Source organism: Caballeronia temeraria, from assembly GCF_001544795.2.
Taxonomy (GTDB): Bacteria; Pseudomonadota; Gammaproteobacteria; order Burkholderiales; family Burkholderiaceae; genus Caballeronia; species Caballeronia temeraria.
In genome coordinates this window covers 153,341-166,288 of record NZ_FCOI02000011.1, presented here as the reverse complement: position 1 = coordinate 166,288, position 12,948 = coordinate 153,341, and the positions used below count along the sequence as shown (strand labels likewise).

Genomic DNA, 12,948 nt, shown 5'->3' with positions numbered 1-12,948 from the left:
ACGCGGGGTTTTTGCTTTTCGGGCTGTTCTAAAATAGCTCGTCGTGAATTTTCGCCGCCAGGTCCGCCATGTTCGCCCGTCTTCCGCTCTATATGCGCCTCGTGCGCCTCGACAAGCCCATCGGCAGCCTGCTGCTTCTCTGGCCGACGCTCAATGCGTTGTGGATCGCATCCGACGGCCATCCGTCGCCGATGCTGCTCGTGATCTTCGTCATCGGCACGATTCTGATGCGCTCGGCGGGCTGCGCGATCAACGATTACGCCGATCGCGACTTCGACCGCTACGTGAAGCGCACGGCGGAGCGGCCGATTACGTCGGGCAAGATCAAGGCGTGGGAAGCCGTGGCGCTCGCGGCGGCGCTCGCGCTCGTCGCGTTTTTGCTGATTCTGCCGCTCAACACGCTCACGAAGGAGCTGTCGGTGTTCGCGCTGTTCGTGGCGGGCTCGTATCCGTTCACCAAGCGCTTCTTCGCGATTCCGCAGGCGTATCTCGGCATCGCGTTCGGCTTCGGCATTCCGATGGCCTTCGCCGCCGTGCAGAACCACGTGCCGATGCTCGCGTGGATCATGCTCGCCGCGAACGTGTTCTGGTCAGTCGCCTACGACACCGAATACGCGATGGTCGATCGCGACGACGACATCAAGATCGGCATCCGCACGTCGGCGCTCACCTTCGGCCGGTATGACGTGCTCGCCGTCATGCTGTGCTATGCGGCGACGCTCGGGATTTATGTGGGCATCGGCATTGCGCTCGGATACGGCTGGCTCTACTGGCTCGGCTGGCTCGCGGCGGCGGGCTGCGCGGTCTATCACTACGGGCTGATCCGCAATCGCGAACGCATGGCGTGCTTTGCTGCGTTCAAGCACAACAACTGGCTCGGCGGCATGCTGTTCGCGGGCATCGCGCTGCATTACGCGGTGCGCTAAAAACAAACGGCAGCCTCACGAGGCTGCCGTTTTCACATGAATCGGGCGCGTTCGCTCAGGCGCCGCCCAATTCATCCCCCATCTCTTTCGCCCGCGCTTCTGCCGCCAGCGCGCCGCGCACGATCGCGTCCTTCACGCCTTGCGCATCGAACGATGCGAGCGCCGCCGCCGTCGTGCCGCCCTTCGACGTCACGCGCTCGCGCAGCACGCTCGCCGGTTCGCCCGATTGCGCCGCCAGTTGCGCCGCGCCGGTGAACGTGGCCACCGCCAGCGCGCGGCCTTGCGCCTCGTCCATGCCGAGCTGGCGCGCGGCTTCCTGCATCGCTTCGATGAAATAGAACACGTAGGCCGGACCGCTGCCGGAAATCGCGGTGACGGCATCGAGCTTCGCTTCGTCGTCGAACCAGACGGCCGTGCCGACCGCTTCCAGCACCTCTGAGGCAAGCGCCTTCGCTGCATCGGACACGCCGGGCAAGGCGGCGAGGCCCGTCACGCCCATGCCGATCAGCGCGGGCGTGTTCGGCATCGTGCGCACGATCTGCGTGTAGCCGTTGAGCCAGCGCGAAAGATCCGTCGCGCGAATGCCCGCCGCGATGCTGATGATCGTCTGCTTCGACAGATGCGGCGCGAGCGCTTCGCCCACGCCCTTGAGCACCTGCGGCTTCACGGCGAGCACGATCGCGTCGTATCCGGCGAGCGTCGCGTCGACGGCCGCGCCCGTCGTGATGCCGAACTGCTTCGCCGTGCGCGCGCGCGCTTCGTCGTTGATGTCGATGGCGTAGATGTCGGCCGGCGGCGTGCCGCGCTTGATGAGACCGCCGATGAGCGCCGCGGCCATATTGCCGCCGCCGATGAATGCAATTTTCATGGTGGATGGTGAGGTCAGGTGGTGTAAGTGCGCGCGCCGAAAATCGCGGTGCCGATGCGCACCATCGTCGCGCCTTCGAGCACGGCGGCTTCGAGATCGGCGGACATGCCCATCGAGAGCGTGTCGAGATCGAGGCCGCCGGCGCGCAGCGTGTTCATCAGTTCGCGCAGACGCGCGTGCGGCCGGCGTTGTTCGTCGAGCGTTCCGGCGGGTTCGGGAATCGCCATCAGGCCGCGCAGACGCAAGCCGGGCAGGGCGGCGACCGCATGCGCGAGCGCGGCGGCTTCATCCGGTTCGACGCCGCTCTTCGACGCCTCGCCGCTCACGTTCACCTGCACGCAGACGTTGAGCGCGGGCGCGCCTTGCGGACGTTGCGCGGAAAGCCGCTCGGCGATCTTCAGCCGGTCGATGGAATGCACCCAGTCGAATTGCTCGGCGACGACCTTCGTCTTGTTCGATTGCAGCGGCCCGATGAAATGCCATTCGATCTCGCCGCGCAGATCCGCGAGCTCGGCGATCTTCGCGACGCCTTCCTGCACGTAGTTCTCGCCGAACGCGCGCTGGCCGGCTTCGAAGGCGGCGCGTACGTCGTTCGCGGGAAAGGTCTTGGACACGGCGAGCAGCGAGACCGACGACGCATCGCGCGACGCGTCGTGCGCCGCCTTCGCGATGCGCTGCCGGACTTCTTCGAGATGTTGAGCGATGGACATGCTTGGACGTAGGACGGTCGAGCCACTCATTATACGAAGCGGCGTCAGCCGTACAGCAGATGCTCCAGCAGTTGAATCCAGTGCGTGACGGGCGTGGACGTGCCGCTCTGAAGATGCGCGATGCAGCCGACATTCGCCGACACGATCAGTTGCGGCTCCAGCTTCTCCAGCCGGTCGAGCTTCTGATTGCGCAGCGTGTACGAGAGCTTCGGCTGCAGCACCGAATACGTGCCCGCCGATCCGCAGCACAAGTGGCTATCCGCGGGAAGGCGCACTTCGAGCCCGAGCGCGGTGAGCAGATGCTCGACGCGTCCGCGAATCTGCTGCCCATGCTGCAGGGTGCAGGGCGGATGAAACGCGACGGTGTGCACGCCGCGCCGCCGCGCGAGAGCGACGAGCTCTTCTTCGTACATCGGAAGGATTTCGGCGAGATCGCGCGTCAGATCGACGATCTTTTGCGCCTTCTCCGAGTACGCCGGATCGTTGCGCAGCAGATGCGCGTATTCCTTGACGGTCGCGCCGCAGCCCGACGCGTTCATCACGATCGCCTCGACGCCGCTTTCCACGTACGGCCACCATGCGTCGATGTTGTTGCGCACGTCGTCGAGCGCGTCGTCGTTGTAGCCGAGATGCAGGCGGATCGCGCCGCAGCAGCCCGCGCCCGGCGCCGTGACGATCTCGATGCCGAGCGCGTCGAACACGCGCGCGGTCGCCGTGTTGACGTTGGGCATCATCGCCGGTTGGACGCATCCGGCGAGCATCAGCATCTTGCGTTCGTGCTTGTTCGTGGGCGCGGCGAGCGGCCGCTCGGGCACCGGAATCTTCGCGCGCAGCTTGCGCGGAAGAATGCCGCGGAACTGCTGGCCGAGCTTCATCGCGGGCGTGAAGAGCGTGCTGTTCGGCAGGAAGCTCGCGAGCAGGCGCCGTTGCAGACGCTGACGCATCGGCCGCTCGACCTTTTCCTCGACGACCTTGCGTCCGATCTCGACGAGCCGCCCGTACTGCACGCCCGACGGACACGTGCTCTCGCAATTGCGGCACGTGAGGCAGCGATCCAGATGCAGTTGCGTGCTGCGCGACACCGGCGCGCCTTCGAACATCTGCTTCATCAGATAGATGCGCCCGCGCGGCCCGTCGAGCTCGTCGCCGAGCAACTGATACGTCGGGCAGGTCGCCGTGCAGAAGCCGCAGTGCACGCACTTGCGCAGGATGGCGTCGGCTTCGTCGCCATCGGCCGTGCCGCGGATGAATTCGGCGAGATTGGTTTGCATCGATGAGCCTAGAAGTCGGGATACAAACGCGCGCGATTGAAGATGCGCGCCGGATCGAATGCGGCTTTCAATCCACGATGAATCTTCATGAGCGGCGCGGGCAGCGGCGTGAACACGCCCGCATTGCGATCGTAGGCGGAGCCGGCGCGGAAGATCGTCGCGTGGCCGCCCGCCTGCTTCGCGCTGATGCGCACGGTTTGCGGATCGGTGTCGGTGATCCACCAGCGCTGCGCGCCGCCCCATTCCATCAGTTGCGCGCCCGGCAGATGCAGCGGCTCGGCGATCGACGGCAACGCGAGCCGCCACAGCGCCGAACGCGGCTCGATCACGGCGAAGAACGGATCGGTCTGTTCGCGCATGCCGATCCAGAATCGATCGGCTTCGACCGCATCGACGACTTCGCCGCCGAGCGAATTGCGCGCGGTCTTCACGGCGGCTTCCGCGCCCGCGAGACGCAGCGCGAGCGTGCCGTCGCGCCAGGCGGAGCCGCAGATCGGCAGCGCGTGGCCGCCCCATTCGTTGAGCTTGCGCACGCCGTCGGTGGCGTGCATGTCGAATTTCAGCGTGGCTTCCGCGACGGGGCGCGGCAGCACCTTGATCGACAGTTCGAGAATCAGCCCGAGCGTGCCGAGCGATCCGGCGAGCAGCCGCGACACGTCATAACCCGCGACGTTCTTCACGACCTGACCGCCGAAATGCAGCACTTGCCCGTGCCCGTTCATGACGACCGCGCCGAGCACGAAATCGCGCGGCGCGCCGGTCCACGCCCGGCGCGGGCCCGCGAGCCCCGCGGCGATGCAGCCGCCGAGCGTCGCGTTCCGACCGAAGTGCGGCGGCTCGAACGGCAGCATTTGATTGTGCTCGCGCAGCGCGGCTTCGATTTCGGCGAGCGGCGTGCCGCTCTTCGCGGTGATGACAAGCTCCGCCGGATCGTAGGCGATGATGCCGCGATACGCGCGCGTGTCGAGGATTTCTCCCTGGAGCGTCTGACCGTACCAGTCCTTGGTGCCGCCGCCGCGGATGCGCAGCAGCGTGCCGGTTTCGGTGGCCCGGGCGATCCTCTCCGACCAGCCGGCGACGATGTCGTCCTGTTCCATGGATGTTCCGCTCTCGAATTCTGTTTTTACGGCTGTCCGGTCGATTGTACCGGCCGCTTAACGGCGCCACACGCGGGGAAACGTGGATAGCGGAACGCGTTCCCCCGGCTAAAAGCGCGGCAATTCGGGATGCGGCAACAGCCCGCCGCGCACGTGCATCTTCCCGTACTCGGCGCAGCGCGCGCGCGTCGGGATGCCCTTGTCGGGATTGAGCAGGCCCGGCGGATCGAACGCGCGCTTCACGGCGAAGAACGTGTCGCGCTCTTCCGGCGAGAATTGCACGCACATCGAATTGATCTTTTCGATGCCCACGCCATGCTCGCCCGTCACCGTGCCGCCCAGTTCGACGCAACACTCCAGGATGTCGCAGCCGAAAGCCTCGGCGCGATGCCATTCGTCGAGATCGTTGCCGTTGAAGAGAATCAGCGGGTGCATGTTGCCGTCGCCGGCGTGAAAGACGTTGATGCAGCGCAGCGCGTATTTCTTCTCCATCTCCTCGATTCGCTTGAGCAGCGGCCCGATCGAGCGGCGCGGCACCGTGCCGTCCATGCAGTAATAGTCCGGCGAGATGCGGCCTGCCGCCGGGAACGCGTTCTTGCGGCCCGACCAGAATTTCAGGCGTTCGGTTTCGGAGCGCGAAATCTGGATGCGCGCCGCGCCGTGCTCGCGCAACACGGCGGTCATGCGGACGATTTCCTCGGCGACTTCATCGTGCGTGCCGTCGGATTCGCAGAGCAGGATCGCGGCGGCGTCGAGGTCGTAGCCGGCGTTGACGAATTCTTCGACGGCGCGCGTCGCGGGTTTGTCCATCATTTCGAGGCCGGCGGGGATGATGCCCGCCGCGATGATCGCCGCGACAGCGTTGCCGCCTTTCACGACATCGTCGAAGCTCGCCATGATGACTTGCGCCGTCTGCGGCTTCGGGATCAGCTTGACGGTGATTTCGGTGACGATCGCGAACATGCCTTCGCTGCCGATCAGCACCGCGAGCAGATCGAGGCCGGGCGCGTCGGGGCCGAGCGAGCCGAATTCGACGACGTCGCCGTCCATCGTCACGGCGCGCACGCGCAGGACGTTGTGGACCGTGAGGCCGTATTTCAGGCAGTGCACGCCGCCCGAGTTTTCGGAGACATTGCCGCCGATGGTGCACGCGATCTGCGACGACGGATCGGGCGCGTAGTAGAGGCCGTAGGGCGCGGCGGCTTCCGATATCGCGAGATTGCGCACGCCGGGCTGCACGGTCGCGGTGCGCGCGTACGGATCGACTTCGACGATCTTGCGGAAGCGCGCGAGCGACAGCACGATGCCGTGGCGGATCGGCATGGCGCCGCCGGAGAGGCCGGTGCCCGCGCCGCGCGGGACGATCGGAATGGCGAGGCGCGCGCAGATCTGCACGACGCGCTGCACCTGTGCTTCGGTTTCCGGCAACGCGACGGCGAGCGGCAGACGCCGGTATGCGGCGAGGCCATCGCATTCATACGCGGCCGTGTCTTCCTCGCGAAAGAGCAGGCAGTGCGTCGGCAGCACGGCCATCAGCGCCTGCACGACTTCACGCTGACGCGCGGCGAGCTGATCTTCGCCCAGTTCGGGCGCGTCCTCGTGCGGCAGGTTGGGCGACATCTGCTCGGACTTGAGCTCGTCGGGTGCGTTCACGTCTCCTCCTTTTTCGATGCTGCGCGGTCAGTGCCGCCTGTGTCATGCGTGCATCTTGCGCGAGTTCGTCAGCCTTCGAAAGCGAAGATTTTCCCCGGGTTCATCAGATTCTTCGGATCGAGCGCCTGTTTGATGGCGCGCATCGTGCCGATGGCGTCCTCGCCGTGCTCGTCGAGCATGAAGCCCATCTTGTGCAGGCCGACGCCGTGTTCGCCGGTGCACGTGCCGCCCATCCGCAGCGCGCGCCCGACGATCAGCCGGTTGATGCGCTCGGCTTCTTCCAGTTCTTCGGGCCTGCCCGGATCGAGCAGCATCGCGACGTGGAAATTGCCGTCGCCGACGTGACCGACGATCGGGCTCGGCAAGTACGAGCCTTGCAGATCCTTCTCCGTTTCCTCGACGCATTCGGCGAGGCGCGAGATCGGCACGCAGACGTCGGTCGTGACGGCGCGGCAACCGGGCTTCAGTTGGAGCATCGCGAAGTAGGCGGAATGGCGCGCGTTCCAGAGACGGCTGCGGTCTTCGGGGCGCGTGGCCCATTCGAAGTCCTCGCCCTTGTTCTCCGCAACGATGTCCTGCACGGTCTGCGCCTGTTCCTTGACGCCGGATTCGGTGCCGTGGAATTCGAAGAACAGCATCGGCGATTCGCGCAGCGTCAGGTTCGAGTGACGATTGATCGCGCGCACCGCGAGCTTGTCGACAAATTCGACGCGCGCGATCGGCACGCCCATCTGGATTGTTTCGATGACGGCGCGCACGGCGTCGCCCATCGACGGAAATGCGCACACGGCCGCCGAGATCGCCTCGGGTTGCGGATAGAGGCGCACGGTGATTTCGGTGATGACGCCGAGCGTGCCTTCCGAGCCGACGAAAAGACGCGTGAGGTCGTAACCCGCCGACGATTTGCGCGCGCGCGTGCCGGTTTTGATGATGCGGCCATCGGCGAGCACGACGGTGAGCGCGAGCACGTTTTCGCGCATCGAGCCGTAGCGCACGGCGTTGGTGCCGGAGGCGCGCGTCGCGGACATGCCGCCGATGCTGGCGTCCGCGCCGGGATCGATCGGAAAGAAGAGGCCGGTGCCTTTCAGCGCTTCGTTGAGCTGCTTGCGGGAGATGCCGGGCTGGACGGTGACGGTGAGGTCTTCGGCGTTGATCGAGACGACCTGGTTCATCTCCGACAAGTCGATGGAGACGCCGCCTTGCACCGCCAGCAGATGCCCTTCGAGCGACGACCCGTTGCCGTAGGGAATGATGGCGACGTCGTGTTCGGCGCAGAGCTTGACGATGGTCTGCACTTCATCGGTGCTGCGCGCGAACACGACGGCATCGGGAAGTTGCGGATCGAACGGCGATTCGTCGCGGCCGTGATGTTCGCACACGGCTTGCGATGTCGAGACGCGGTCGGCGAATTGCTGCTTCAGGGCATCGAGAAGCGCGGCGGGGAAGGGGCGTTTCTGGAGCGCCGGGTGTTCGGTGGGGTGATTCACGTGCGTGTCTCCGGGCGATGCGGCTTTGTGTTTTTGGCTTTGGCGTTGGCTTTGGCGTTTGGTGGCGTTCGCGTGATGCTCGGGGCGTCTTGCCAGTTTGCGATTGGCGCGAAGACCGTACGGTGCTTATCTCATTTTACGCCGTCGGGGCGCGGGCCGGCGCGGCGGGCTTTTGCGGAGGGGCGCGTGCCTATAATGGGCCGTGGATTTTGTCCGCTTTTTGGTTCGTTTTTCAGGGAGTCAGCGATGGGTCACCGCTTGAGCAAGATCGCCACACGTACCGGCGATGATGGAACGACCGGGTTGGGCGATGGCAGCCGCGTATCGAAAGACGATGCAAGGATCGCCGCGATCGGAGATGTCGATGAGTTGAATTCGTGTGTCGGCGTGCTGCTGTGTGAGCCGATGCCTTCTGACGTGCGGGATGCTTTAACTCGGATTCAGAACGATCTCTTCGATCTTGGCGGCGAGTTGTCGATTCCGGGGCATTCGATGATTCAGGAATCCCATCTGGCGCAGTTGGATGCGTGGCTGGCCGAATACAACGCTACGTTGCCGCCGTTGAAAGAGTTTATTTTGCCGGGTGGGTCGCGGGCGGCGGCTTTGGCTCACGTTGCACGGACGGTCTGCCGGAGAGCGGAGAGGGCGATTGTGGCGTTGGGGCGTGTGCAAACCGCGGGAGTTAATGAGGCGCCGCGGAGGTATGTGAATCGACTATCCGATTTTCTCTTTGTGATTTCCCGCGTGCTTAATCGGGCCGATGGAGGAACCGATGTTTTGTGGAAGCGCGACGAATCCTAAGTTAGGGTTCGATACATCCCGGCTTTGCCGGTTTTTTGCCGCTGAGACTCTTACAAAAAACATAGTCCTCCGATTCCGTGTTTTAGAACAATCTAGAGAACTCGATCGTGAATTAAAAATAATCAAACGGGCGCGGGTCAGCGCTCCGTTAAGCGAGTGAGACAAAATCCGAAATCACCGTGGATCGGGAATCCCACGGTGAGCATAGTCAAGTGATCTAAGTCGAGGCAGAGCAGTTCCTTCAGTTACCCCCGCCCCGCACAACCCGCCGCTGTTTAACCGCCTCCGCCAACCCCTCCAGCACCTTGACACTTTCATCCCACCCGATACAAGCATCGGTGACGCTTTGGCCGTAGGTGAGCTCACACCCTTCCTTCAAATCCTGCCGCCCGGCAACCAGATGCGATTCCACCATCACCCCAACAATCCGCTCATCACCTGCAGCGAGTTGCTTGCCGATATCTTCGCAAACCGGAATCTGATTCTCGTGCTTCTTCGAGCTATTAGCGTGACTCGCATCGATCATTAACCGCGCCGCCAAACCCGCTTTCCCGATATCGGAACAAGCCGCATCGACACTCGCGGCATCGTAGTTCGGCGCTTTACCACCTCGCAAAATGATGTGGCAATCCTCATTACCGGCGGTGGAAACAATCGCCGAATGGCCGCCCTTGGTAACCGAAAGAAAATGATGCGGCTGCGACGCCGCTTTGATCGCATCGACGGCAATCTTCACGTTGCCATCCGTGCCATTCTTGAACCCGACCGGACATGACAATCCTGACGCAAGCTCACGATGAACCTGCGATTCAGTCGTTCGAGCCCCGATCGCCCCCCAAGAGATCAGATCGGCGATGTACTGCGGACTGATCATATCGAGGTATTCAGTACCCGCAGGCAGCCCAAGCTCATTGATATGCATGAGGAGTTCCCGCGCGGCGCGCAGCCCATCATTGATCTTGAAGCTGTTGTCCATATACGGATCGTTGATGAGCCCCTTCCAGCCAACCGTCGTCCGCGGCTTCTCGAAGTACACCCGCATCACGATTTCCAGCTCGCCCGCAAACCGCTTGCGCTGCTCGATCAACCGTCCCGCATACTCCATAGCCGCCTTCGGATCATGAATCGAGCACGGCCCGATGATGACGATCAACCGGTCATCCATCCCATGAAGAATGCGATGCATCGACTGACGCGCGTTGTAGATCAGCTCCGAAACCGGCTCGGCACAAGGGAATTCGCGGATCAGATGCGCGGGCGGGGTCAGCTCTTTCAGTTCACGGATACGAACGTCATCGGTATTGTGCGGGGGCATGTCGGTTCTCCAGCGGCAGCGTTCTAATCAAACTATGAGACGAAAAAAAACCGCCAGACTCGCTGGCGGTTTTCTCGGGAATTTGGTTTGTTCAACCTGTGTACGACTCACCCTCTCGATCCGCCAGCGGTCTGAGATGCCAAAAGAAATAAAAATAAAACTTGGCGGACATGATGGATCGGAAAAGGACTCGAACGTTAGTCGAAAAAAATTGTGACTGCTTTTATAACCTCAAACGTGCAGCGCTGACAACCCCGCACGCGCAAGAACGCGGACAATCCGCATCGAAAGGAACGAGAACGCTGGATCTCATCCCGATCAATGCGGAAATTCCGCATGAAATATCACACCGTCCCGCCGACCGTCATCTTCTCGATGCGCAACGTCGGCTGCCCGACGCCCACCGGCACGCTCTGGCCTTCCTTGCCGCACACGCCGACGCCGCTATCGAGCGACATATCGTTGCCGATCATCGTCACGTACTTGAGCGATTCCGGACCGCTGCCGATCAGCGTCGCGCCCTTCACCGGATACGTGATCTTGCCGTTCTCGATCATGTACGCCTCGGACGCCGAGAACACGAACTTGCCGTTGGTGATATCGACCTGGCCGCCGCCGAAATTCACCGCGTACAAGCCGTTCTTCACCGACGCCAGAATTTCCTGCGGGTCCTTGTCGCCGTTGAGCATGTACGTGTTGGTCATGCGCGGCATCGGCAGCGCGGCGTACGATTCGCGCCGCGCGTTGCCCGTGACCGGCATCTTCATCAGGCGCGCGTTGAGCGAATCCTGGATGTAGCCCTTGAGAATGCCGTCTTCGATGAGCGTCGTGCACTGCGTCGGGTTGCCTTCGTCGTCGATATTGAGCGAGCCGCGCCGATTCGGCAGCGTGCCGTCATCGACGACGGTGACGCCCTTCGCCGCAACCTGCTCGCCGATCATTCCCGCGAACGCCGACGATCCCTTGCGGTTGAAGTCGCCCTCCAGCCCGTGTCCGACCGCCTCGTGCAACAGCACGCCCGGCCAGCCCGGCCCGAGCACGACGGTCATCGCGCCAGCCGGAGCCGGGCGCGCCTCGAGGTTGACGAGCGCGGCGTGCACCGCATCGTCGACGTATTTCTGCAGGATCGCGTCGGTGAAATAGCCGTAGTCGAAGCGTCCGCCGCCGCCGCCCGTGCCGATTTCGCGCCGGCCGTTCTGCTCGGCGATCACCGTGACGGACACGCGCACGAGCGGGCGCACGTCGGCGGCGAGCGCGCCGTCGCTGCGCGCGACGAGCACGACATCGTATTCGCCGGCCATGCCCGCCATCACTTGCGTGATGCGCGGGTCCTTGGCGCGCGCCATCTGCTCGACGCGTTCGAGCAACTTGACCTTGGCGGTGGCATCGAGCGAATGCAGCGGATCGGCGGCGAGATACAGATCGCGGCCCGAGACGCCCGTGAGCGTGCTCGCCGGCTTGACCTTGTGCTTGCCGCCGCCTGCCTTGGCGATCGCGCGCGTGGCGATCGCGGCCTGGCGGATGGATTCGGGTGACAGGTCATCGGAGTAAGCGAACGCCGTGCGCTCGCCGGACACGGCGCGCACGCCCACGCCCTGATCGATGCTGAAGCTGCCCGATTTGACGATGCCTTCTTCGAGACTCCACGCTTCGCTGCGCGTGGACTGGAAATAGAGGTCCGCGTAATCGACGCGATGCGTGAAGATTTCCGCCAGCGTGCGGGTGATCAGGCCTTCGTCGAGGCCGTAGGGCGTGAGCAAAACGTCCTTCGCCGTGACCAGGTTACGAATGCCGGGTTCGATGATATTCATGCGGTGCCTATTGCGTGTTCTGTGACGAGTTCGATGATATTTTCAGACGATTTGCAGCCTATTCTACGTTCTGAACCACTCACATCATGTGCGGGAAAAAACCCGCGTCTTCAAGTTCGCGCGCGATTCACCCGATCACGCGATGCCGGTAAGCCGGCAAGCTCTGCCGGACGGCGGCGATGCGCTGCAAATCGATGCCGCCCATCACGACGCCCGGTCCTTCATCTCTAACGTCCACAATTTCGCCCCACGGGTCGATCAGCATGCTGTGACCCCACGTGCGGCGTCCGTTCTCGTGATGGCCGCCTTGCGCCGCCGCGAGCACGTAGCACTGATTTTCGACGGCGCGCGCCGTGAGCAGCGTCTGCCAGTGCGCGCGGCCGGTGGTGTAGGTGAACGCGGAGGGCACGACCATCAGCGCGCAATCCCCGAGCTTCCGATACAACTCCGGAAAGCGCAGGTCATAGCACACCGACAATCCCACGCGCCCGAACGGCGCGTCGAACGTCCGCACTTCGCTGCCGGGGCAAATGGTGCGCGCTTCGTCGAACGATTCCTCGCCCTTTTCGAAATTGAACAGATGAATCTTGTCGTAGCGCGCGACCTGCTTGCCGGAAGGATCGAAGACGAGCGTCGTGTTCAGCACGCGATCCGGTTCCGCCGACTGCAGCGGCAGCGTCCCGCCGATGATCCACACGCGATGCTCGCGCGCCGCATCGGACAGAAATTGCTGGATGGGACCTTCGCCTGGCGTTTCGCGGATCGCAAGCTTGTCGGTGTCCTTGAAGCCCATGTAGCAGAAATATTCGGGCAGGAGCACCAGTTGCGCGCCGCCGCGCGCGGCCTGGGCGATCAGGCTGCCAGCCTCGGCCAGATTGCGGTCGCGGTCCGGCGTGCTGACCATTTGCAGCGCGGCGACCTGAAACGGGGACGCGCTTTCGCTCGATCTTTCGCTCATGTCTCTCTGTGCCGACAAAAAAGGGGACGAAAAACCGCGCCGCCGGAACGC

11 protein-coding genes are annotated in these 12,948 nt (G+C 63.6%); 2 read left to right on the top strand and 9 right to left on the bottom strand.

What is annotated here, in order from left to right:
• The first annotated feature begins 68 nt into the window (after positions 1-68).
• On the top strand, positions 69-926 hold the full coding sequence (gene ubiA, locus AWB76_RS17870; RefSeq protein WP_061161467.1) for a 4-hydroxybenzoate octaprenyltransferase: 858 nt from the start codon (positions 69-71) through the stop codon (positions 924-926).
• Between the two features lie 55 nt (positions 927-981).
• On the opposite strand, the gene proC is transcribed toward ubiA, so the two are convergent.
• From proC to AWB76_RS17840, 6 genes are all read right to left on the bottom strand, one after another.
• Positions 982-1,794, bottom strand: a complete 813-nt coding sequence (proC, locus tag AWB76_RS17865; RefSeq protein ID WP_061161466.1) for a pyrroline-5-carboxylate reductase — start codon at positions 1,792-1,794, stop codon at positions 982-984.
• 14 nt (positions 1,795-1,808) lie between these two features.
• Positions 1,809-2,504: a YggS family pyridoxal phosphate-dependent enzyme gene (locus tag AWB76_RS17860; RefSeq protein WP_061161465.1), complete on the bottom strand. Its 696-nt coding sequence runs from the start codon at positions 2,502-2,504 to the stop codon at positions 1,809-1,811.
• A 44-nt stretch (positions 2,505-2,548) separates the two neighbouring features.
• On the bottom strand, positions 2,549-3,775 hold the full coding sequence (gene glcF, locus AWB76_RS17855) for a glycolate oxidase subunit GlcF (protein ID WP_061161464.1): 1,227 nt from the start codon (positions 3,773-3,775) through the stop codon (positions 2,549-2,551).
• An 8-nt stretch (positions 3,776-3,783) separates the two neighbouring features.
• Positions 3,784-4,872, bottom strand: a complete 1,089-nt coding sequence (gene glcE / locus AWB76_RS17850; protein WP_061161463.1) for a glycolate oxidase subunit GlcE — start codon at positions 4,870-4,872, stop codon at positions 3,784-3,786.
• A 108-nt stretch (positions 4,873-4,980) separates the two neighbouring features.
• Positions 4,981-6,492 carry an FAD-linked oxidase C-terminal domain-containing protein gene (locus AWB76_RS17845; RefSeq protein WP_061161526.1) on the bottom strand — a complete coding sequence of 504 codons (1,512 nt, stop codon included), beginning with the start codon at positions 6,490-6,492 and terminating at the stop codon, positions 4,981-4,983.
• A 101-nt stretch (positions 6,493-6,593) separates the two neighbouring features.
• Positions 6,594-8,012, bottom strand: coding sequence for an FAD-binding oxidoreductase (locus AWB76_RS17840; protein WP_061161462.1), 1,419 nt, complete (start codon positions 8,010-8,012; stop codon positions 6,594-6,596).
• 246 nt (positions 8,013-8,258) lie between these two features.
• Here AWB76_RS17840 and AWB76_RS17835 point away from each other — a divergent pair, with 246 nt between their 5' ends.
• Positions 8,259-8,813 carry a cob(I)yrinic acid a,c-diamide adenosyltransferase gene (locus tag AWB76_RS17835; protein WP_061161461.1) on the top strand — a complete coding sequence of 185 codons (555 nt, stop codon included), beginning with the start codon at positions 8,259-8,261 and terminating at the stop codon, positions 8,811-8,813.
• A gap of 241 nt (positions 8,814-9,054) precedes the next feature.
• Here AWB76_RS17835 and aroG read toward each other — a convergent pair whose 3' ends face one another.
• From aroG to AWB76_RS17820, 3 genes are all read right to left on the bottom strand, one after another.
• Positions 9,055-10,128 carry a 3-deoxy-7-phosphoheptulonate synthase AroG gene (aroG, locus tag AWB76_RS17830; protein ID WP_061161460.1) on the bottom strand — a complete coding sequence of 358 codons (1,074 nt, stop codon included), beginning with the start codon at positions 10,126-10,128 and terminating at the stop codon, positions 9,055-9,057.
• A 344-nt stretch (positions 10,129-10,472) separates the two neighbouring features.
• Positions 10,473-11,939, bottom strand: coding sequence for a metalloprotease TldD (tldD, locus tag AWB76_RS17825; RefSeq protein ID WP_061161459.1), 1,467 nt, complete (start codon positions 11,937-11,939; stop codon positions 10,473-10,475).
• A gap of 127 nt (positions 11,940-12,066) precedes the next feature.
• Entirely contained in the window at positions 12,067-12,897 is an 831-nt protein-coding gene (locus AWB76_RS17820) for a carbon-nitrogen hydrolase family protein (RefSeq protein ID WP_061161458.1), read from the bottom strand.
• Positions 12,898-12,948 lie beyond the last annotated feature (51 nt).

Coding starts and splice junctions, on each gene's coding strand:
- glcE (WP_061161463.1), bottom strand. CDS start 4,872: ATGGAACAGGACGACATCGTCGCCGGCTGGTCGGAGAGGATCGCCCGG.
- aroG (WP_061161460.1), bottom strand. CDS start 10,128: ATGCCCCCGCACAATACCGATGACGTTCGTATCCGTGAACTGAAAGAG.
- tldD (WP_061161459.1), bottom strand. CDS start 11,939: ATGAATATCATCGAACCCGGCATTCGTAACCTGGTCACGGCGAAGGAC.
- AWB76_RS17835 (WP_061161461.1), top strand. CDS start 8,259: ATGGGTCACCGCTTGAGCAAGATCGCCACACGTACCGGCGATGATGGA.
- proC (WP_061161466.1), bottom strand. CDS start 1,794: ATGAAAATTGCATTCATCGGCGGCGGCAATATGGCCGCGGCGCTCATC.
- AWB76_RS17860 (WP_061161465.1), bottom strand. CDS start 2,504: ATGTCCATCGCTCAACATCTCGAAGAAGTCCGGCAGCGCATCGCGAAG.
- glcF (WP_061161464.1), bottom strand. CDS start 3,775: ATGCAAACCAATCTCGCCGAATTCATCCGCGGCACGGCCGATGGCGAC.
- AWB76_RS17845 (WP_061161526.1), bottom strand. CDS start 6,492: ATGTCGCCCAACCTGCCGCACGAGGACGCGCCCGAACTGGGCGAAGAT.
- ubiA (WP_061161467.1), top strand. CDS start 69: ATGTTCGCCCGTCTTCCGCTCTATATGCGCCTCGTGCGCCTCGACAAG.
- AWB76_RS17820 (WP_061161458.1), bottom strand. CDS start 12,897: ATGAGCGAAAGATCGAGCGAAAGCGCGTCCCCGTTTCAGGTCGCCGCG.